General features: G+C 42.2%; 19 protein-coding genes. 1 reads left to right on the forward strand and 18 read right to left on the reverse strand.

Annotated features, from left to right (window positions below):
* Positions 1-34: 34 nt before the first annotated feature.
* From atpD to AC5YBX_RS17820, 18 genes are all read right to left on the reverse strand, one after another.
* Entirely contained in the window at positions 35-1,411 is a 1,377-nt protein-coding gene (gene atpD / locus AC5YBX_RS17735; RefSeq protein ID WP_494520450.1) for a F0F1 ATP synthase subunit beta, read from the reverse strand.
* Between the two features lie 35 nt (positions 1,412-1,446).
* Entirely contained in the window at positions 1,447-2,307 is an 861-nt protein-coding gene (gene atpG / locus AC5YBX_RS17740) for a F0F1 ATP synthase subunit gamma (protein WP_494520449.1), read from the reverse strand.
* Between the two features lie 49 nt (positions 2,308-2,356).
* Positions 2,357-3,898 carry a F0F1 ATP synthase subunit alpha gene (gene atpA, locus AC5YBX_RS17745; protein WP_494520448.1) on the reverse strand — a complete coding sequence of 514 codons (1,542 nt, stop codon included), beginning with the start codon at positions 3,896-3,898 and terminating at the stop codon, positions 2,357-2,359.
* A 14-nt stretch (positions 3,899-3,912) separates the two neighbouring features.
* A complete protein-coding gene (gene atpH / locus AC5YBX_RS17750) occupies positions 3,913-4,446 on the reverse strand; it encodes a F0F1 ATP synthase subunit delta (protein ID WP_494524187.1) in 534 nt (177 codons plus the stop codon).
* A 15-nt stretch (positions 4,447-4,461) separates the two neighbouring features.
* Positions 4,462-4,932: a F0F1 ATP synthase subunit B gene (gene atpF, locus AC5YBX_RS17755; RefSeq protein ID WP_494520446.1), complete on the reverse strand. Its 471-nt coding sequence runs from the start codon at positions 4,930-4,932 to the stop codon at positions 4,462-4,464.
* Between the two features lie 37 nt (positions 4,933-4,969).
* Positions 4,970-5,248: a F0F1 ATP synthase subunit C gene (gene atpE / locus AC5YBX_RS17760; RefSeq protein ID WP_494524188.1), complete on the reverse strand. Its 279-nt coding sequence runs from the start codon at positions 5,246-5,248 to the stop codon at positions 4,970-4,972.
* A 70-nt stretch (positions 5,249-5,318) separates the two neighbouring features.
* A complete protein-coding gene (atpB, locus tag AC5YBX_RS17765) occupies positions 5,319-6,113 on the reverse strand; it encodes a F0F1 ATP synthase subunit A (protein ID WP_494520445.1) in 795 nt (264 codons plus the stop codon).
* A 12-nt stretch (positions 6,114-6,125) separates the two neighbouring features.
* Entirely contained in the window at positions 6,126-6,509 is a 384-nt protein-coding gene (locus AC5YBX_RS17770; protein ID WP_494520444.1) for an ATP synthase subunit I, read from the reverse strand.
* A gap of 223 nt (positions 6,510-6,732) precedes the next feature.
* Positions 6,733-7,611, reverse strand: coding sequence for a ParB/RepB/Spo0J family partition protein (locus AC5YBX_RS17775; protein WP_494520443.1), 879 nt, complete (start codon positions 7,609-7,611; stop codon positions 6,733-6,735).
* 10 nt (positions 7,612-7,621) lie between these two features.
* Positions 7,622-8,410 (reverse strand): ParA family protein, encoded by a 789-nt coding sequence (locus AC5YBX_RS17780; RefSeq protein WP_110458817.1) that lies wholly within the window; start codon positions 8,408-8,410, stop codon positions 7,622-7,624.
* A 101-nt stretch (positions 8,411-8,511) separates the two neighbouring features.
* Complete coding sequence (gene rsmG / locus AC5YBX_RS17785; protein ID WP_494524189.1) at positions 8,512-9,135, reverse strand: 16S rRNA (guanine(527)-N(7))-methyltransferase RsmG; 624 nt, start codon at positions 9,133-9,135, stop codon at positions 8,512-8,514.
* A gap of 102 nt (positions 9,136-9,237) precedes the next feature.
* Positions 9,238-11,127, reverse strand: a complete 1,890-nt coding sequence (mnmG, locus tag AC5YBX_RS17790) for a tRNA uridine-5-carboxymethylaminomethyl(34) synthesis enzyme MnmG (RefSeq protein ID WP_494520441.1) — start codon at positions 11,125-11,127, stop codon at positions 9,238-9,240.
* 483 nt (positions 11,128-11,610) lie between these two features.
* A complete protein-coding gene (gene mioC, locus AC5YBX_RS17795) occupies positions 11,611-12,051 on the reverse strand; it encodes an FMN-binding protein MioC (protein ID WP_119978634.1) in 441 nt (146 codons plus the stop codon).
* Positions 12,052-12,242: 191 nt separating this feature from the next.
* Positions 12,243-13,007 carry a bifunctional 2-polyprenyl-6-hydroxyphenol methylase/3-demethylubiquinol 3-O-methyltransferase UbiG gene (ubiG, locus tag AC5YBX_RS17800; RefSeq protein WP_494524190.1) on the reverse strand — a complete coding sequence of 255 codons (765 nt, stop codon included), beginning with the start codon at positions 13,005-13,007 and terminating at the stop codon, positions 12,243-12,245.
* A 492-nt stretch (positions 13,008-13,499) separates the two neighbouring features.
* Complete coding sequence (locus AC5YBX_RS17805) at positions 13,500-14,141, reverse strand: LysE family translocator (protein WP_204165148.1); 642 nt, start codon at positions 14,139-14,141, stop codon at positions 13,500-13,502.
* 389 nt (positions 14,142-14,530) lie between these two features.
* The gene (locus AC5YBX_RS17810) at positions 14,531-16,378 is read right to left on the reverse strand and encodes a response regulator receiver domain (RefSeq protein WP_494524191.1); all 1,848 of its coding nucleotides are present in this window, start codon (positions 16,376-16,378) and stop codon (positions 14,531-14,533) included.
* Entirely contained in the window at positions 16,371-19,340 is a 2,970-nt protein-coding gene (locus AC5YBX_RS17815) for an ATP-binding protein (RefSeq protein WP_494524192.1), read from the reverse strand. The genes AC5YBX_RS17810 and AC5YBX_RS17815 overlap by 8 nt, the downstream gene beginning before the upstream one ends.
* Before the next feature lie 77 nt (positions 19,341-19,417).
* The gene (locus AC5YBX_RS17820; protein ID WP_494524193.1) at positions 19,418-20,575 is read right to left on the reverse strand and encodes a DNA cytosine methyltransferase; all 1,158 of its coding nucleotides are present in this window, start codon (positions 20,573-20,575) and stop codon (positions 19,418-19,420) included.
* Between the two features lie 192 nt (positions 20,576-20,767).
* Here AC5YBX_RS17820 and AC5YBX_RS17825 point away from each other — a divergent pair, with 192 nt between their 5' ends.
* Complete coding sequence (locus AC5YBX_RS17825; RefSeq protein ID WP_494524194.1) at positions 20,768-21,475, forward strand: sulfotransferase; 708 nt, start codon at positions 20,768-20,770, stop codon at positions 21,473-21,475.
* The last annotated feature ends 25 nt before the right edge of the window (positions 21,476-21,500 follow it).

Consider the following 21,500-nt stretch of genomic DNA (forward strand, 5'->3'; position numbering starts at 1 on the left):
CCGTTCTCCTTAAAATACCAAGCCTAGGGCCCGATTATTTTTTGTTAGCTCGCTCGATAACTTCGTCGATAGAACCAGCCATGTAGAACGCTTGCTCTGGAATGTGATCAAACTCACCTTCCAATAGTCCCTTAAAGCCACGGATAGTGTCTTTTAGAGAAACGTACTTACCTGGAGAACCGGTGAATACTTCTGCTACGAAGAATGGCTGAGAAAGATATTTTTCAATCTTACGCGCACGAGATACAGTGGTCTTATCTTCATCAGATAATTCGTCCATACCTAGGATCGCGATGATATCTTTAAGCTCTTTATAGCGTTGTAGTACAGTCTGTACACCACTAGCTACGTCGTAATGCTCTTGGCCAACAACCAATGGATCTAGCTGACGTGAAGTCGAGTCCAATGGGTCAACCGCTGGGTAAATACCTAGCGAAGCAATGTTACGTGACAATACAACAGTCGCATCTAAGTGAGCGAAGGTTGTTGCTGGTGACGGATCCGTCAAGTCATCCGCAGGTACGTATACCGCTTGAACTGAAGTAATAGAACCAGTTCGAGTTGAAGTAATACGCTCCTGAAGAACACCCATCTCTTCAGCCAATGTTGGCTGGTAGCCTACTGCTGATGGCATACGGCCTAGCAGTGCAGATACTTCAGTACCCGCCAAGGTGTAACGATAGATGTTATCGACGAACAATAGTACGTCTTTACCTTCATCACGGAACTTTTCAGCCATAGTCAGACCAGTCAGTGCCACACGTAGACGGTTTCCTGGAGGCTCGTTCATTTGACCATAAACCATGGCCACTTTATCGAGAACACCAGATTCTTCCATCTCGTAGTAGAAGTCGTTACCCTCACGAGTACGCTCACCTACACCAGCGAATACTGACAAACCAGAGTGTGCTTTAGCGATGTTGTTAATCAGTTCCATCATGTTAACTGTTTTACCAACACCCGCACCACCAAACAGACCGACTTTACCACCCTTAGCAAACGGACATACAAGGTCAATAACCTTGATACCTGTTTCTAACAGTTCAGTCGTGCTTGATTGATCTTCGTATGAAGGAGCTTCACGGTGAATTTCATAACGCTCTTCTTCACCAATAGGACCCGCTTCATCAATAGGTTGACCTAGTACGTTCATGATACGGCCAAGAGTTTTCACCCCAACCGGAACAGAAATAGGTGAACCTGTATTTACTACCTCAAGACCACGACGCAGACCATCTGAAGTACCCATAGCGATGGTACGAACTACACCACCACCAAGTTGCTGCTGAACTTCCAGCACCAAGCCTTCACTTTTGATCTCTAGAGCGTCATAAACCTGAGGTACGGCATCATGTGGAAACTCAACGTCCACAACCGCGCCAATTACTTGGACAACAGTACCTGTGCTCATGATTAATCCTCTAAAACTTGTATTCGTTACCCAGCCTAAACTGCAGCGGCACCAGAAACAATTTCCGACAGTTCTTGCGTAATCGCAGCCTGACGGGCTTTGTTATAGACCAACTGCAAGTCATCGATAAGCTCACCAGCATTGTCTGTCGCAGCTTTCATAGCAACCATACGGGCTGCTTGCTCAGATGCGATATTTTCGACAACACCTTGATAAACTTGAGATTCAACATAGCGAACCAATAGTTTTTCCAAAATTTCTTTTGGATCTGGCTCGTATAGATAATCCCAATGATGAGAAATCTCATCGCTATCCGACTTAGGCAAAGGTAGCAGCTGTTCGATCACAGGCGTCTGGCTCATGGTATTAACGAACTTGTTAAATACCACATACAGACGATCTAGCTTGCCTTCGTTGTAAGCTTGTAGCATTACGCGTACTGTTCCGATCAGGTCAGCGAGCTTTGGAGCATCGCCTAAACCCGAAGCAGAAGCAGACACTTTACCGCCAAAGCTATTGAAGAATTGTACGCTGCGTGCGCCAATAGGGCAGAATTCAACTTCTGCACCGGCTTCACGTTGCTTCTTCACGTCTGCGATAACCTTTTTGAAAAGGTTAACGTTCAGACCACCACAAAGACCACGGTCGGTTGACACTACAATGTAACCAACACGCTTAGCCTCTCTCACTTCCAAATAAGGATGCTTATATTCGAGAGAACCTTGCGCCACGTGACCGATCACCTTACGCATATTTTCTGCATATGGACGGCTCGCTGCCATGCGTTCCTGCGCTCTGCGCATTTTGCTGGCTGCAACCATTTCCATCGCAGATGTGATCTTCTGAGTGTTTTGAACACTCGCGATCTTGGTTTTAATCTCTTTAGCGCCGGCCATCTTTACTCTCCAATCTGGACCTGAGGTGCCTTAAGACACCTCTGGGTCTTTACCAGGTTTGGGTTTCTACGAACTTGTCGAGGCCAGCCTTCAGACCAGCTTCGATGTCGGCGTTATAATCGCCAGTCTCGTTGATAGTCTTCATTAGGTCAGCATGCTCGCTGTTCATGTAAGAGAGCAAAGAAGCTTCGAAATCACCGATCTTTTTAAGCTCAACAGCCTTTAGGTAACCTTTTTCAGCTGCGAAAATAGACACAGACTGAGCAGCTACGCTCATTGGCGCGTATTGCTTTTGCTTCATTAGTTCGGTAACACGCTCACCATGCTCAAGCTGAGCACGAGTTGCATCGTCAAGATCAGATGCAAACTGAGAGAACGCCGCAAGCTCTCGATACTGTGCAAGTGCAGTACGGATACCGCCAGACAGTTTCTTGATGATCTTAGTCTGCGCCGCACCACCAACACGAGAAACAGAGATACCTGGGTTAACTGCTGGACGTAAGCCCGAGTTAAATAGGTCAGTTTCAAGGAAGATCTGACCATCGGTAATCGAAATTACGTTGGTCGGTACGAATGCAGATACGTCACCCGCTTGAGTTTCAATAATCGGCAGTGCTGTTAAAGAGCCTGTTTTGCCCTTAACTTCGCCTTTAGTGAACTTCTCAACATACTCAACGTTTACACGTGAAGCACGTTCTAGTAGACGTGAGTGAAGATAGAAAACGTCGCCTGGGTATGCTTCACGTCCAGGAGGACGCTTAAGTAGCAATGAGATCTGACGGTAAGCAACTGCTTGCTTAGACAGGTCATCATAGACGATTAGTGAGTCTTCACCGCGATCACGGAAGTATTCACCCATTGAACAGCCAGAATATGGCGCCAAGTATTGTAGTGCAGCAGCTTCAGAAGCGGTTGCAACCACAACAATGGTGTTAGCCAATGCGCCGTGCTCTTCAAGTTTGCGAACTACGTTAGCAATGGTAGAAGCCTTTTGGCCTACTGCTACGTATACACACTTAATGCCAGAGTCTTTTTGATTGATAATGGCATCGATCGCTAGCGCTGTTTTACCAGTCTGACGGTCACCAATTACCAATTCACGTTGTCCACGACCGATAGGGATCATAGAGTCAACGGCTTTATAACCAGTTTGCACTGGCTGATCTACTGACTTACGTTCAATAACACCTGGTGCGATAACTTCAACAGGAGAGAAACCATCGTTGTCGATAGGTCCTTTACCGTCGATTGGTTGACCCAATGTGTTGACTACGCGGCCTAATAGACCACGGCCAACTGGAACTTCCAAGATACGACCAGTTGTTTTAACTTTTTGACCTTCAGCCAAATTGGCATAAGGACCCATAACTACGGCACCGACAGAATCACGTTCTAAGTTCAACGCGATTGCGAAACGGTTACCAGGCAGTTCGATCATTTCACCTTGCATCACATCGGCTAGGCCGTGGATGCGGATGATGCCGTCACTTACTGCAACGATAGTACCTTCGTTGCGAGCTTCACTAACGACTTCGAACTGCTCGATCCGCTGTTTAATCAGATCGCTGATTTCAGTGGAATTCAGTTGCATGCTCAAACTCCCAATTACGACTGCAGCGTATCAGACAGACGGTTTAGTTTACCGCTGACCGAGCCATCAATGACTAGGTCGCCTGCCGTGATAATTACACCAGCGACTAGGCTGGCATCTACGCTACAATTCAGCTTAACTTTGCGTGTGAGACGTTTCTCTAGAGAAGCACCGATTTGCTGTTGTTGCTCTGCGCTAAGCTCAGTGGCAGAAACAACATGTGCTTCAACCTCTTTCGCCCACTCATTGCGGAACCCTTGGAAGAGTTCACATACGGCAGGAAGTACTTCCAAACGACCGTTTTCAGCCATTACCTTTAACAGGTTTTGACCTTGCTCATTGACCTGCTCACCGCACACTTTAATAAAAAGTTCTGCAAGCTGGTTACTGGCTAATGCGCCAGACAGTAGCGGCTTCATCGTCTCGTTTTCACTGACTTGAGCTGCAAAACTAAGCATTTCTGCCCAGCTTTCTACTGTGTCTTTTTCAAGAGCAAAGTCAAACGCTGCCTTTGCGTAAGGACGAGCGATGGTGGTTATTTCAGCCATAACTCAACTCCCTTATCAAATTTCAGCAACTAGTTTATTAACTATGTCACTGTGGGCGGCTTCATCAATCGAACGCTCAAGGATTTTCTCTGCGCCAGCGATGGCTAGAGAGGCGACTTGCTTACGCAGGTCTTCTTTCACGCGATTACGTTCAGCTTCAATTTCTGCTTTACCCTGAGCGATAATTTTTTCACGCTCAGCGTCTGCTTCGGCTTTGGCCTCTTCGACAATCTGAGCTTTACGCTTATTAGCTTGCTCAATGATTTCGTTAGCAGTTGCCTTAGCTTCTTTTAGTTGGTCGGTGGCTTTCGCCTGTGCCAACTCAAGGTCTTTTACAGCACGATCAGCATCAGCTAGACCGTCGGCTATCCTTTTTTGACGCTCTTCGATGGCATTCATCAAAGGGGGCCAAACAAACTTCATGCAGAACCACACGAAGATAATAAAGGCAACCGTCTGACCGATTAGGGTAGCGTTGATATTCACAACAGCCTCCTAGTTAGATTAAAGACAGAAGCGTTGATTAACCTACCACAGCTGCTACCGCAGGTTTTAGCATGCCACCTAGTGGGTTAGTAAACAGCATAAATAGTGCAATACCTACACCGATCATGGTTACCGCATCCAATAGACCAGCAACAATGAACATCTTAACTTGTAGCATAGGAGCCATTTCTGGTTGACGCGCAGCGCCTTCCAAGAACTTGCCACCTAGTAGGCCGAAACCGATAGCGGTACCTAGAGCACCCATACCAATCAGTAGAGCAACAGCGATAGCTGTCATGCCTAATACAGTTTCCATCTCTATCTCCAGTATTCTAAATCTTTAGTTAGTTAGTGATTTAGCTTAAAAAAAATTTCTTCAGCAACCCTTAATGATCTTCATGTGCCATGCTGAGATATACGATCGTCAGCATCATGAAGATAAACGCCTGCAGAGTGATAACTAAAATATGGAAGATTAACCAACCTAGTTGTAATGTCACACCTAGGGCAGATAACGCCATGTTAGCACCATACATCAGCGCAATAAGGATGAAGATCAACTCACCTGCGTACAAGTTACCAAATAGACGCAATGCCAATGAAATAGGCTTAGCGATCAGAGTAACTGACTCTAATAGGAGGTTGACGGGTATCATTGCCTTATGGTTAAAAGGCTGTAATGTCAATTCTTTAACAAAACCTGAAATGCCCTTGACCTTGATGCTGTAATAGATAATCAGCACAAACACACCAATAGCTAAGCTGAAGGTGATATTTAAGTCAGTAGTTGGCACAATTTTCATGTATGGGATACCAGCAGCAGCTGCCAGTGATGGAATCCAGTCAACTGGAATCATATCCATGAAGTTCATCATGAATACCCACATAAAAATAGTTAGCGCCAACGGAGCAATAACAGGATTGCGGCCGTGGAAGGTCTCCTTCACACTAGAGTCGACGAATTCAACGATCATCTCGATAAAGCATTGAAGCTTACCGGGAACACCTGTCGTTGCTTTCTTGCCAACACTGCGGAATAGCCACAAGAATAGAACACCAAGCCCAACCGAAAAGAACAACGAATCAATGTGCCATGTCCAGAAGCCTTCGCCAACCTGTAAGTTGGTAAGGTGGTGCTGGATATAGCCCTGCGGTGTTAACGCTTCACCAGTTGCAGCCATGATTCATCCCACTTAACTTTGCTTGAAGTATAAAGGAGCTGTCCAATGTACGAATAAGGTAGCAACATAACAAACGAAAAGCGGCATAAATACGACTTTAAGATTGATAAACACTAACGAAAACATAGCAATGGTTAACAGCAACTTTACCGCTTCCCCCCAGTAAAAAGTTTTCATAACTTTTCCTGCTGAACTTGCTCCCGTGTGGGAAAAAGCGAGGGTCGCGAATACAAAATTAGGGAGTACAGCAATTGCACCGCCTGCTAACGCAGATAGTCCAAACTGAGCTCCCCACACGGCGAAAAAGACAATCGAAACACCCCCAGCCATCGCCGCCTGCATCATCACCAACTTATAGGCAGACCACCGGCCACGACGTGCTAAAACCTTGCTCAATTCATCTTCTCCGCATTCATACTTTTTGTTTCTATGACCGGACTACAAATATCCGTTCACTGACGAGGTACAAAAAGCTTGCGAAAGTATACCTTTTCGCACATTCAAAGCAAGTTTAAGGTAGGGAAAATCGAGACTTTTCGCGTGATCTACGCCAAAAGTCTAAAAGAGGAAGATTAACAGATGTCACAAAATTACATAATATTGCGTTAACTTGTAATAATTAGCGGATTTTTTCAATAATCCCATCTAATTCAGCCAAGTTTTGATAGTTAATTACCATTTTACCTTTACCCTTTTTATTATGAGTAATAGAAACTTTGGCACCTAACTTTTCAATTAACTGGCTCTCTAAGCGGGCAACATCCTGATCTTTTGCTGGCTTATCGATGATTTCAGGTGGATTTAAGGTTTTATTAACTAAACGTTCAGTTTCTCGAACAGTTAGCTCTTTAGCACTCACTAATCTAGCCAGTGTCGTTTGCTCATCGCCAGAGACGGCAAGTAACGCTCTGGCATGGCCCATATCGATATCACCATACTCAAGCATGCGCTTTACTGGCTCGTTTAGGCCATTCAAGCGTAATAAATTTGATACAGTAGTACGCGACTTTCCTACAGCATCGGCAGTTTGCTGATGGGTGAGGTCAAATTCTTCAATTAAACGATTTAACGCAATCGCTTCTTCCATCGCGTTGAGATCTTCACGCTGAATATTTTCAATTAATGCAATAACAACAGCCGACTCATCAGGCACCTGTTTAATGATACAAGGCACTTTGTCTAAGTTAGCTAATTGAGACGCACGCCAGCGACGTTCACCGGCAATAATTTCATATCCTTGCTCAGAAACGCGGCGCACAACGATGGGCTGAATAATACCTTGATTACGAATCGATTCAGCAAGTTCGTCTAACGCTTCGGGTGACATATCTTTACGAGGCTGATACTTACCCGGTTGCAGCAAGTCTACGGCAATCATCTTTAGCTCTTCATGGCTGTCACTGCTGGTATCTTTAGAAGCCATATTGCTAGCCGCTGCATGGCTAGTGCTTAATAGCGCATCTAACCCTTTGCCTAAGCCACGTTTTTTCGGTGTCATCAATTTTTCCTTAAGCTTGCTCTAACTGAGAATGTTGCTCTGCACGTCTAATAATTTCACCAGCTAGCGCCAAATAAGCCTTAGCCCCCGCGCTAGACTTATCGTAATACATGGCAGGAGCACCAAAACTGGGGGCTTCAGCCAACCTCACATTACGAGGGATCACCGTTCGGTACACTTTATCGCCAAAATGCTGTTTAAGTTGATCGGATACATCGTTAGATAGTCGATTACGCGGATCGTACATGGTGCGTAAGATCCCTTCGATAGACAGCCCAGGATTAACCATAGCAGCTAACTTACTGATGGTATCCATGAGTGCGGTTAAGCCTTCGAGAGCGTAATACTCACACTGCATAGGCACAAGCACTGAATCGGCTGCCGACATGGCGTTGACCGTCAACATGTTGAGCGAAGGCGGGCAGTCGATAAAGATAAAGTCGTAATCATCTTTGATAGGCGCAAGTGCATTTCTAAGGCGAATTTCGCGGGCAAAAAACTCCATCAGCTTAATTTCAGCTGCGGTCACATCGCCATTACCGGCGATCAGATCGTATTTACCCGTTGTGTCGCGATACACTATGTCATCGAAACTTTTTTCTTCAACGAGCAACTCATAGGCGGTATTTTCGACACTGTATTTGTCGACACCGCTACCCATAGTAGCGTTACCTTGAGGATCAAGATCGATAAGCAAAACTTTGCGCTTAGTGGCAGCCAAAGATGCAGCTAAATTCACACAAGTTGTTGTTTTCCCGACACCACCTTTCTGGTTGGCCACGGCTATCACTTTACCCACAATATTATCCTGTCTATCTTGTTAGCTGGTTTAGGGTCAGTTTATTCTGCTATCAAATTGCTTGAACTGATTTAATAATGCAACAGTCATCGACCTCGAGCCTAAGGGTTTTTAACCACTCTGAGCAAATGACGCTGCTCATCGAGACGAGGGACTTTTAATTCAAATACATGAGTAACGCTATAGCCTTCAGGTAGTTGTGCCATTTCGTCATCACTTAATTGGCCTTTTAGCGCGTAAAAACAGCCAGTCTCTTTCGGTAAATGGTGACACCAATGCAGCATATCCTGAATTGAGGCAAATGCGCGGCTTAATACGCCATCAAACTTTTCTTCAGGTTGATAGGCTTCGACACGACTTTCCACCGAGCTTATATTAGCGATAGAAAGCTCAAATTGAACCTGTTTCTGAAAGCGAATTCGCTTACCCAAACTATCAAGCAGTACAAAGGTTTTATCGGGATTCATAATCGCCAGCGGAATACCGGGCAATCCTGGGCCAGTGCCCACATCGATAAAACGCTCTCCAACAAGATGTTTGCTTGCCGCTAAGCTGTCCATGATGTGACGGATCAGCATCTGCTCGGGTTCTCTCACCGACGTTAGATTGTAGGCTTTATTCCATTTAGCCAACATGGCAACAAAGTCGAGCAGCTGTTGTTTTTGCTCTGGCGTTGCCGTCATCTCGATTTCGGCAAGGTAAGTATCTAATTGGGCTGATAACACAGACGTATCCTCGATAAACAATGGGATATTATGAAGCGGACGAGCCTAGATGGGAAGCACCAAGGCTTACCATCTAGACTTATATCAATCAACAGCTTGGTTTTATGCGCTCTTTCTGAGCAAACCACGTTTTTTAAGATGGACCAACAAAATAGAGATCGCGGCAGGTGTGATACCAGAAATACGCGACGCTTGGCCGACAGTTTCAGGTTTATGATCGTTTAATTTGGCGATCACTTCGTTAGATAAACCGGGCACTTCTTGATAATCAAGATCCAACGGCAGACGAGTCTTTTCATGGCGAATCGCTTTATCGATCTCATCTTGTTGGCGTTGAATATAGCCAGAGTATTTCACCTGAATTTGCACTTGTTCTGCAGCACGTTGATCTTCAATGGCTGGGCCAAAACCTTCAATACTCATCAACTTAGGATAATCTAGCTCTGGGCGGCGTAGTAAATCTTCAAAGGTCGCTTCACGCGTAATTGGCGTATTGAGGTGCGGATTTAACGCATCCACCAAAGGTGAATTAGGGTGGATCCACTGGCTGCGTAGACGTTGAAGCTCTAGTTCAATGGCTTCACGTTTAGTATTAAATTTAGCCCAGCGGTTATCGTCAACCAATCCCAGTTCACGACCTTTCTCGGTTAAGCGCAGATCCGCATTGTCTTCACGCAGCAATAAACGGTATTCCGCGCGGCTGGTAAACATGCGGTAGGGTTCTTTAGTACCAAGGGTTGATAGATCATCAACCAAAACACCAAGATAGGCTTCATCACGACGTGGACACCAAGACTCTTTGCCTTGTACCTGTAGTGATGCATTCATGCCAGCAAGTAACCCCTGTGCGCCAGCCTCTTCGTAACCTGTGGTGCCATTAATTTGGCCAGCAAAGAAGAGTCCACTTATCGCTTTAGTTTCGAGTGAGTTTTTGAGATCGCGCGGATCAAAATAATCATATTCGATGGCATAGCCAGGGCGAATAATTTGTGCATTTTCCATACCTTGGATCGAACGAACCAGGTTTAACTGTACATCAAAAGGTAAACTGGTTGAGATACCATTAGGGTAGATCTCGTTAGTATTAAGCCCTTCTGGCTCAATAAAAATCTGGTGTGATGTTTTGTCTGCAAAGCGATTGATCTTATCTTCAATCGATGGGCAATAACGCGGACCAATACCTTCAATGACGCCTGAATACATTGGGCTTCTGTCGAGTCCACCACGAATAATGTCGTGGGTACGCTCGTTAGTATGGGTCACATAGCAAGAGACCTGACGAGGATGATCTTTTACATCGCCGATAAACGACATTACAGGTAATGGATCATCACCTTTTTGCTCACTCATCAAGTCAAAATTAATGGTGTTGGCATCGATACGTGGTGGAGTACCGGTTTTTAAACGTCCTACACGGATAGGCAGTTCTTGTAATCGCTGCGCCAAAGAGATCGATGGCGGATCGCCAGCGCGTCCTCCGCTGTAGTTTTCTAAGCCAATATGAATTTTACCGCTTAGGAAGGTTCCTGCAGTTAACACTACCGCTGGAGCTTCGAATGCTAAGCCCATCTGAGTAACAACCCCTATAACGCGATCGTTTTCAACAATGAGATCATCTACCGCTTGTTGAAATAAGCGCAGGTTAGGTTGATTTTGTAAAATTTGTTGGATCTTAGCTCGGTAAAGAGCTCTGTCAGCTTGGGCTCTGGTGGCTCGAACTGCAGGGCCTTTGCTCGAGTTTAGGGTTCTAAATTGAATCCCCGCATGATCTGTTGCTATGGCCATAGCGCCACCTAAGGCGTCAATTTCTTTAACTAAATGGCCCTTACCAATCCCTCCAATTGCTGGATTACAGGACATTTGTCCCAAGGTATCAATGTTGTGGGTCAACAATAATGTTTTTGACCCCATCCTAGCTGATGCCAATGCAGCTTCGGTTCCGGCATGACCGCCACCAACAACAATTACATCAAACCGTTCATGAAAATGCATCACAGTACCTTAAATAAAACCTGTATCGAAATTGAAAGTAGATTGATATTCGCTACCGACAAACGAACCATCGAGTAGCCGAGCATTTTAGCACCTGGAAGGCATTTGGTGAAAGATCAATTTAGCCCTTTCGATCTCAAGTGGATCTGCTTAATAGATCTTAAGATCTTTATATAGATCCTTTATTATGTTTACTATTAGGATCGCACTTTTCGGTGGATAACTCTAATTCACCTTTAATATCAATAGATAGCGTCATTCTGATCCTGTGATCTGATCGCGATCTAACTGGCTTAAGCTTGGGGATAGATCGCCTACTTATCCACAAGGGGGATCTTTGGTCATCGAGGTCAGTGAATAATACAGAGTTAGATCATGATCAAATAATAGGTTATCCACATATTTATCATTTAAGATCGTAATATGTGGATAAACGTGATCTAATCTGTGGGCTATTACTAGAGTTATACGGATATGGGATCGTTAGAGATGATCTTGCCAAGTGCTTAACCAAGCCTGAGCTGGCTCTTCAGGGATAGGATCGTATTGCACATCGATCTGGATCTTATCCACATAGACTTGTGCTCCGCAATTTTCGATCGCTTCAATTAATTTTTCAGGCCCTTGGCAAAAAGTGTCGTAGCTGGAGTCGCCAATGGCACACAAAGCATATTTGGTTCGACTAAGATCGGGGTTTTTGGCCACTATTTCTTCGTAAAAAGGCTGAATATTGTCAGGTAGATCGCCTGCACCATGGGTTGATGACACGATTAACCATAGGCATTTAGGATCAAGATCGCTCAGTTCTGGGGTTAAATGTACTTGAGTTTGGTGATCTAAAGCCTCTAATTGTGCCGCTAATTCATCAGCAACATACTCGGCACTGCCCAGTGTTGTACCGACAATCAGTTCTATTTTCGCCATTATTTTTCCTATATTGAGTCACAAGATGATTAAGCTTTATGCCGCATTAACCGATTAAAATCGAGTTAATGTCAATCTAAGCCATTATGGCATCATAAGTGAAAAGCCCATTTAGGTCTTGTAGGTAAGCAGCTTATAACGATAAATAAACGCCATACCTCATAATGTGATGGGGTCTCTGCTAGCCAGTTTTAAAGCGGTTTTTGGGCATAGAGCAAATAGTTTACGTCGGGTTGGCGGCAGGTTTTCCATTGGTTAAAAAATGGATTAAAGCGCATTCCTTCCACTTTTATGGTGGTTAATCCGTGGCGCGATATCATGTTATCTATCTCTTGTGGCTTTACAAAATGACGCCAATCATGAGTGCCCTTGGGTAGGTACCCCATGACATACTCAGCCCCGATAATGGCGATAAGATAGGATTTTATCGTGCGATTGAGGGTCGCCATCACCAATAATCCTCCTGGTTTTAACAGCTGACAACACACATCGATTAACTGGCGTTGGTCGTCGACATGTTCAATCACTTCGGTATTTAAAATCACATCATATTGGAGTGGTTTATTCAGTAAATCATCGGCTAAGCAATGTAGATACTCGACTTTGATCGACCAACTTTTAGCATGCCGTTGTGCCAATAACACATTATGGGCGCTGGCATCGATACCGGTTACATCAGCCCCCTGACTGGCTAACGGTTCGCATAGTAGGCCTACACCACAACCAATATCCAAGATCGACAAACCTTCGAAGCAGACGTCTTGAGTTAAATCTCGTTGATAATGACCTGCTATGGCATCTTCTATGGCGGTTAAGCGCGTCTGATTAAAGGCTAATACGTGCTTAAATTTACCTTTAGGATCGCGCCACTCCTGCGCTAGTGCATCAAATTTGGCGATTTCAGCTTGTTGGTCGAGCATCTTGGGTCTATTGCTCAGCTGGCTTTTATCTAACATAAAGATCCATTTCTATTTGCAGGTTATTTGATTATATACGTACAAAACGGTGACGATAGTTCACCTAAATCAGTGCACACATTACTTGTCGGAGCCATCATTAATTTTAGGCTAAAGGAAGGTTAGTCATGGCATCAAGTGACGAATAGTATAGCGCTGCAGATTTATCAATCATTAACAGTGTAGTAAAAGAGGCAAGCGCTGGGCGCCCAGTGGTAGCTGTTTACAGGGGAAAGAGTGGGGTGGTTAAGTCGTTTATTTTAGGGCTATGACTTAATGGCTAAGCATTATTGAGTGTTATTGATAACTAGTTATTGCTCACTCAGAATGAGGCGGCTTTACTTTATTAGTCAGTGTCAAAGTGTGGTTTAAACAACACTGGGTAATTAGCAGGTAAAAGGCGTGCTTTTGTCGGCGGCTTACTGTTCATAAGCTTATATTTAGTAGGCTTATATTAGTTAGTACAGCAGCCAACAACGCGTTAAAGCTGGGTTAACTAATACTTTTAACCTGTGATACCAAAAGCCAAATGGCTAAAGCAAAAAAGATGATCCCCATAAACTTATTTTGATTTTGTCTAAATTTATCATTATTAAGTAATGACTTACCTAATGTACCCACCATTGCGACCAATAATAGATTAAATAGTAATCCCATCACATTGAGTAATAGACCTAAGACTAACATTTGCTGGCCAGAGCTCGTGGCTAGCTGAGTCGAGACAAATTGCGGTAAAAACAATACAAAAAAGATCAACGCTTTAGGATTGAGCAGATTGCTCATCACTGCACGTCGGTACAGTTGTTTAGCAATATTATCTTGTTGCTCAATTTGCGGGGCATCGGCCGCACTGCTGCGAATACAATCCCATCCCATCTTCAATAAGTAGGCGGCACCTAATATACGAAGTAGTTCTAAAGCTAATGGATTAACCGCTATGACTGCAGAAACGCCCAGTGCCGCCAGCAATGTCAAAATAAGCCCCGATGTGGCATTACCAAAGCTGGCATAAACCCCCACCTTTTTACCATAGCTTAGGCTAGAACTGGCGATTAATAGCATGTCAGGGCCAGGGATCAGCAGCAGCGCAATTACAGTGGTTAAATAGAGTGGTAGTAGGTTGAGATCGATCATCAAAAATGGACTGCTTAAGGTTAAAGACTAAAACAAGGCGCGGATTTTACAGCGATCGATTAAAAATGAAAGTGACAAGGGATTTAAATCCATAAATCACTGGCAGGGCAGGTTTACGATGGTACTGTGGCCCGTTAAGTTAAAGCGAGGTTGGCTAGGTGTCTATGTGACGACAAGCTATTTCTCTGATTCTGTGTAGAGAGAAGTGATTGAAGGCAAATACCCCATCATACTTATCCACGGCCTAAGAGTGGCCGAGGAAGTCAGTAAAATAGTGTATGAAAATGAACTATATTCGAGTGTTCATGAGTTTTTAATCGCGATGGATACAGTGTATCCATCGCGATTAAAGCAAAGGCAAGCTGAAGAAATTTTGAATTTATAGGTTGCTATAAAGATGATATAAAATCTAGGCCAACACGCGATTGATTACCGCCAAGTTTTTGTAATAAGTTCAAGCCATATTCATAACGGAGAGATACGATGGCTTTAACATCTTTCACATCTGATAGCTTAAGGCTAGCAGCGGATTCAGGATCATTTTGGTCATCAAGCATAGATCTTAAATGCTGTATTTTTAAAATGTTACCCTCAAAATAATTACCATGGTTTAAAGCATAAAAAGTTTCCCACTCTGGGTTAGAACTTTCATCTTTTGTAAAACGAAAGGTTTTTATTCCTTGACCATAACGTATAAATATATGTTCATTTTGATTTATTTTTTTCTTAAACTTCTTTTTTTTCTCCTTACCATCACTACTGCTTATGGGATCTTCAAAAAGCCTAACTGCTTGAAAAGCAGAATGTTTATTGCCAAGCCTCTCCCCCCAGCGTTTTTGAGCCTGATTTGGAACTAAATCACAAGCAGGACTTAAACAGACCCAGAACTGCAGCTCATCTCTATCACTGAGTTCAAATACAGTTCCTGTATTAATATGAGAGCCATTAATAGGATATGAACAAATGTAAGCATTTAAATGTTTAATTTGGCTGATCTCATCATTTGAATGATCAGGGAAAAAAAGTCGTGTCGCAGCATCTTTATTTCCAGCCTCAGACCTGATTGCAGAATACATACGTTTAGAGAATTCAATCAAAGGCCCTTTAGACGCAGTTGAAAGCTGCTCCCAATGCCTATTTATTGCACCTAAATGCTTAAAGTCATCTTCGTTTTCAGAATTATACATATCAACTAGCCAGCCAGATTGAGCAAGTTGATCATTAATAATATAATTGGCTTGCTCTAATCCTTTTTCATCCAGTTCATGACGAATTTTTGCTAGTAATAACATGATTGGTGGTGGATTATGCGTAATGAGTGCTTCTGTTAATTTGTCATATAGCAACTCAACAGGCTCTTCGTCCGACTTTTTGACAACAGTAATGAAGGCTTTACCTGTGCTAATAAAGTTAATTTTACTGTCAAAAAACCATTGGATATCAGTTGTTTTTTCATTTTCTATAACACCAAGTATATCGTTAAATTTCCATGCAATAACATGTTCAGCATTAATTTTTGCATTGCGAGATATATAGTTAATCTCGTCTTTGAATGGATTGAAAATATGCTCTTTGTTATCAAATTCATATAAATTTGAGTTTAAGTTTAAGAAATTCGCAAGGTGTAGAAAGCTAACTTTTAAGTTTAAGAATCGGCTGGCTTCTTCACTTTCTGGGTTATCTATCCAAGTCTCTATAACCTCAACAGACTCTAAATATTCGTCAGGCAAAGCTGGTGGTCTATATAAGTCCTTTAGTACCTGTTCAAAAACTTTGCTTATGTCATCTTCATGACCTTTGGTATGTATGATAACCAAATTAAAATGATTGTTCTTTACTAAGTGTTCTACTATTTTTCTTGCTCTTTTCCCATCATCATTATCTGGCGAATCATCCAAATGGTAATCAAGAATCAGTAAATCACTTTGATTTAGATGCTCAGGGAAATCAGGTAAGGCGCCAAGTTTTGGCGACTGACCATCATAAACATCAACACTCCATTTATGAGTATCGTGGCACATGTTTAAAATACGTTTCAATCGGTCAATATTTGTGTGTGTTAACTGTTTTGGCTTTAATGCTTCCGGTTTGCCTTGTGTAATTTGCTGTTCAAGGAAACCTAGCAAAGTGGGATACTCATCGTCAATAACCGTTACGTTCCTAACCGGAGCAATAAAAGCTTCTTTTATTAAGTCTTGATAAGTTACTTGTGGTTGAGTTAAAACTTGATCAATCATGTTTCATTCCTTTGAATTCAATCGCGAAGTTTGCACCAGCGAGTAACTTATTTTCTTGTAATGTTTCATATCTTATTTTGTGACCAGAGGCTTGAAGGTTTTGTCTACAAAGATAAAGACCTATCCCACGGCCACCACGTTGTTTTCTGGTAAAAAATAAGGTGAAAAGTTGTTCTAAGTCATCCCTATCTACACCTGGGCCATTATCAGATATAAATACTTCATTACCTTTAACGTCAAAGAGTATTTGCTTCGATGTGTTTTCACCACGCTCAACCCAATATTGTGAGTTGTTTACTAAGTTAATGAATACTGGATATATTCTTGACGGTTGGTCAAACAAATTCATATTTAAAAATGCATTACTCGCTGAAAACTGGATATCTTTATCATTAAAATTTGATTTAAAGAACTTGCTCACATATTGATAAACATCTTCACCAGTTAATGTGCGACTTATTTTTTCACCAGAGAGCTTTAAGGGAGATAAAAAACGCCATTTATCAGATAGAATTTGCTGAGCCTCTAAAGCGTCAATGTTAGCCTGTGTTATGCGAGGATCCGTACTTAATCCAGCAATTGTTTTGAGGCTGCGAGTGACGGTCATGTCTAATCCCTCAATTTCATGCCCTATTACCTCAACAGTTATACCTAGCTGGGCTAGCGCATGCAGACGAGTGATCTCTTCTCGGTACTTTAATGTTTCATTCATGCTATCAATCGCTAAACCTTCTAGATCAATCTCTTCGTTCAGACGATTCAATGCAGTTACATACGGTGATAGCTTTTGTGAATTTTCAACTTCAATTTTTATTTGTTCTTCATCTAACTTATTTAGAACATATTCAAGTGATACCTTTTCGAGTTTTAGATCTTCTAAATCTTCTTTTAAAACTATTTTATATTGGTCACGACAATGTTTTATCAGACTATCAAATTCGGCTTGCTGCTTAGCGAGCATCTCTTTACCTTCGGCGGCATAGCGAGTGATGTTGGCATTTAAACTTGCCAGTTTACTACGATATATTTCTTCGGCTTTTTGAGCATCAGTTTGGCCTTTGCTTTCCTTGATCGCAATATTTACACGAAATGTCAGCTCTTTAATAACATCTTGAGCTTGTATTTCTAGTTTTCGATATTCTCGATAATCTTCTTCTAAACGCCCTAAATTGGGGGGGATAGGGCTTAAGGAAAATCCAGAGGTAACTGTGGCTAAGCCATCAACTTCAGCCTTGAGTGCTTGAATTTCATCACTTGTTTTTAAATCCACCCTACTTAATAGTGATTGTTGTAATCCAACTACCTTTTCAACATGTGCCAATAGCTTATTACTATCTTTCTTGATTGCATTTCGAATGCGCACTCTTTCTTTTGAAATCAGTTTTTTTCTGTCTGCTTCAGCTTTAATCGCTGCTTTTTCCTCCTTTATATTTGCAATTGTTGGTTTTCTTAAATTGGATTTTCCACCAAAATATTTATCAGCGGCTGACGTTAATATATTTTCAACAATTTCCCTTAATAACTTAGATGCCCTATTTTCTATAAAGCCCTCACGCCCCGCTTTATCTTTTAAATTTTGATTGTGTACTCTGGTTATTGCGATACGGCCAAACATTCTTCTGTTTGCCCAAAAATAGCGGCCAGCGCTTTTTGAACGCCTCTCCTCTATTGAAAAGTAGTCACTATCTACTCGTCCATAAGGCATTACTCTTAACCCATCACGATAAACGCGAAAGCCGCCATATTTCTCGGCCTGTTCAAGGAATTTAGAATGCAGTTCCTTTGGTAAAGTTGTGCTACCTATCTGTTGTTCAAATGTGCCAACTCTTAAATGGAAAGGGCCAAATGCTGAATCACGACGGGTTTTATAGGCCACTTTAGGTTTGACTTCGTAGTCTTCAATCCACTCGCCAAAAACCTTGACCCTGCCATTAAAATACCCCTCATCATTAACCGTACCTTCAATAATATGCTCTAAATCTTCAAGATTTCGAATATCAAATTCATTGACGCTATCTAAAATGGGGGATGGTAGTGTTTTATGCCAAGCAATTACTGAATAGCAAAAATCTGTTGCCAATGGCTCGTCGTCTTTCGAGAATGGATCGGTAAAGTTAGATAATGTTTGTTGAAACCTTTCTCTCGCTAGCTGTTCAGGTCCTTCAGCATCAGCAAAGGGAACTTTTGATATTTGAAATTTAATATCATCGTAAACATCAGCAATAAACATTGCTGTCCCCTTGCAAGATAAGTTTTGCCAAACAGACCACTTAGATAGATGCCTTTCACTAAATACATCGTTAATTAATGTATTTACAATTTTCTCTTTTGTAGAACTGACGTTACCATCAGCTTTTTCTTGTATTGAAAATCGGTCCCAAGCATCACTTAGCCGAGCAGCCCTATGTTCATCATCACCATCACCCCACACATTACCCATCATCTTATCGAATAGGTCAGGTAACTCATCGATTAAATCAGTGACCCGTTCAAACTCAGTTACCGGAATTCGAATATCTTGTAAAAGTAAAAATGGGTTTTCAAAGAGACGCCAGTCTATTAATGCTGCTACAAAATTTTCATTTTTCCGCTTAGATACAATCAACATTAGTGGACCTAAGGCTGCGCTAGATAAACGGCCAATACCTTTTTGTCCTTGTTTAGGTCTTAGTGTTAGACCATCGCGATCTTCGTCAGGAATCTCGAAACCATTAGTTTTTGATTCTGTTCCTACGGTAAGCCATTTTGTTTCAAATTCTGTACGGCTCATGCCATGACCATCATCAAGCAAAGCTGCAACGGGGATGTCACCATCGAAAATATGCAGCTCTACATTACGGGCATAGGCATCATAAGCATTTTTCCACAGTTCAGATATTGCAGTAGGGCAATCAGCGATTTGTTCTCGGCCAAGGTGGTCTACTGTGCGGGCACGAGTTTGAAATGATACAGATGAGAGCATGGGGCTTCCCTAACTAAAATTCCTTATTAGTCAGGATAATATGCTTTTTTACTTTACAAATAAATAGCGTAAAAAGGTTAACTTGTGAGCAAAGTATTTATAGTCGATATTAACACTCTTGCTAATTCTACCGGAACAGCATTACCTATTTGCTTGCCTTGTTGAGTAGTTGTACCTACAAAATTAAAGCTATCGGGGAAGGTTTGGAAGCGTGCGGCATGGCGAAGTGTCATACCGTGGTTTTTCCAAGGATGTACAAAACGGCCTTTAGAAGGGTTATTACACCCAGTTGTTATTGTGTTACTTGGGAGATGAATTAACACTCGACCGTAAACATCTTTATGGCCTTTGTAGCCGTTAGAATGGCACTTTAATGTATGTCCTGAATCCATGCGGCTACCGTTCAGTGGGGTGTTTTTAAAGCGAGTAACCATTTCAGGTGTTGGTTGCATATTGATATTGCAAACATCGCCATCTTTAACGGGTTCACCATATTCTAATGATTTCAGAAGCTGCCTTGCATCGTTATCTGTTAGCTTTGTTTTTGGTCTGAAGTAATCTTCAATGTACAGCTCAATTAGGTCATCCGTTAGCTTTTCAAATACCGAAGAAGCGGTTTTCCACTTTGGTGTATTTTTTGATGCTGGCGAAAAATGTGTCGCCGCAGGCGGAAACTCAGGGTTTTCGATGTTTAGATCGTTACGGGTACCAAATATGAAAACACGCTTGCGATTTTGTGGTACGCCATAATCTTTAGCATTGAGGATATCGCAAAAATGAATAATGTAGCCGTGAGCTTTTGCTAAAGCTAAAAGCTTATGTAAGTAGTCTTCGTGGCGTTTCCATAAAAGACCTGCAACGTTTTCTATTAAAAAGGCTTTAGGGCGCAAACCATCGACAAAGTCGAAGTATTTTAATAGCAGCTGATTTCTTGGGTCATCTATGCCCGCATTATTGATGCGATGTGTTGAAAATCCCTGACATGGAGGGCCTCCGAGTAAAAGGTCCAGATCACCAGATTTGAGCTTTAACTCTTTCATTAGCGCTGGAAGGTCTACTTCGTTGATATCGCCATTGATGAGTTTCGTTGGTGCTTTTAGCTTTTTGATTAAGTTAGTGCCATAGGTAATTGAAGCGGCTTTATCTAGCTCTATTGCTGCGACGACATCAATACCACATTGATGTGCGGCTAAGGAGAAGCCACCTGCACCAGAAAAAAGATCAATCGCTTTCATGAATCAAAAATACCAATAGAGTTTTCACAGAGTCGCACACTATACATGTAAAGCTCAGCGCTATAAATATGGATTTATCATATGTTCAATTGGCAGATTTTTTTATAATGTTATGTAAGCTCGAACAAACTTAGCCATTCCCTTATACTGCATCTCATTAAATCGAGACCACTTAAAACTAGGGTTAAGTTTATGCCGAATTGCTGCAATCCTAATAGAGCCAAAATCTTCATCATAGGTCTGCCGAGAACAGGAACCACGAGTGTTAGTGTGGCTTTGTTAGAACAGGGCTTTAAAGTGGCTCATCAGGCGTTTACTAAGCAGGCATTCGAGTTGGCGGATGTGGTGTCTGACGCACCGTGTTTTAGTGATTATCGACAGTTACATGGTTTATATCCACAAGCTAAATTTGTTTATCTTGAGCGGGCTTTAGATGCTTGGGTGCCTTCGATGCAGATGTTACTTAGTCGAATGTTGGTGCACCTTGATGATAAAACGGGGCGGTTTCATCCCATTTTAAAGCGCAGTTTTAATCACAGTTTTGCGATTAATCGGGTGGATGATCCTATGTGTGCGATGCATTTGGTTGATTGTTATCATAATCATAAAAAACAAGTTTTTGATTACTTTAGCGAGCAAGCTAACTTTATTAGTATTGATATTAGTGATGCTGACAGTTTGGCAAAGCTTATGACATTTTTATCGGTTGAACCTTTGAACGGCGCGCTATCTTGCGATGTGAAACCATCTTTCCACTCAAATTTGCCTCATTTAAACTTTCCTCATTTAAATAAAGGGCGAAATGTCGCCAGTTGGGATGAATATAAACATCCTAATAAAATCAGTACTAATGCTGTAGGGCCCGATAAACGTAAGTTTTTCAGTTACAAATTGGGTTAACTTATCTTGAACATCACATAACTAC

It is taken from the genome of Shewanella sp. 492 (assembly GCF_059338445.1).

Bases quoted from the DNA above. Each gene is read 5' to 3' on its own strand.
- atpD (WP_494520450.1), bottom strand. From the start codon at position 1,411: ATGAGCACAGGTACTGTTGTCCAAGTAATTGGCGCGGTTGTGGACGTT.
- atpG (WP_494520449.1), bottom strand. From the start codon at position 2,307: ATGGCCGGCGCTAAAGAGATTAAAACCAAGATCGCGAGTGTTCAAAAC.
- atpA (WP_494520448.1), bottom strand. From the start codon at position 3,898: ATGCAACTGAATTCCACTGAAATCAGCGATCTGATTAAACAGCGGATC.
- atpH (WP_494524187.1), bottom strand. From the start codon at position 4,446: ATGGCTGAAATAACCACCATCGCTCGTCCTTACGCAAAGGCAGCGTTT.
- atpE (WP_494524188.1), bottom strand. From the start codon at position 5,248: ATGGAAACTGTATTAGGCATGACAGCTATCGCTGTTGCTCTACTGATT.
- atpB (WP_494520445.1), bottom strand. From the start codon at position 6,113: ATGGCTGCAACTGGTGAAGCGTTAACACCGCAGGGCTATATCCAGCAC.
- AC5YBX_RS17775 (WP_494520443.1), bottom strand. From the start codon at position 7,611: ATGACACCGAAAAAACGTGGCTTAGGCAAAGGGTTAGATGCGCTATTA.
- mnmG (WP_494520441.1), bottom strand. From the start codon at position 11,127: ATGCATTTTCATGAACGGTTTGATGTAATTGTTGTTGGTGGCGGTCAT.
- mioC (WP_119978634.1), bottom strand. From the start codon at position 12,051: ATGGCGAAAATAGAACTGATTGTCGGTACAACACTGGGCAGTGCCGAG.
- ubiG (WP_494524190.1), bottom strand. From the start codon at position 13,007: ATGTTAGATAAAAGCCAGCTGAGCAATAGACCCAAGATGCTCGACCAA.
- AC5YBX_RS17805 (WP_204165148.1), bottom strand. From the start codon at position 14,141: ATGATCGATCTCAACCTACTACCACTCTATTTAACCACTGTAATTGCG.
- AC5YBX_RS17810 (WP_494524191.1), bottom strand. From the start codon at position 16,378: ATGATTGATCAAGTTTTAACTCAACCACAAGTAACTTATCAAGACTTA.
- AC5YBX_RS17815 (WP_494524192.1), bottom strand. From the start codon at position 19,340: ATGCTCTCATCTGTATCATTTCAAACTCGTGCCCGCACAGTAGACCAC.
- AC5YBX_RS17820 (WP_494524193.1), bottom strand. From the start codon at position 20,575: ATGAAAGCGATTGATCTTTTTTCTGGTGCAGGTGGCTTCTCCTTAGCC.
- AC5YBX_RS17825 (WP_494524194.1), top strand. From the start codon at position 20,768: ATGCCGAATTGCTGCAATCCTAATAGAGCCAAAATCTTCATCATAGGT.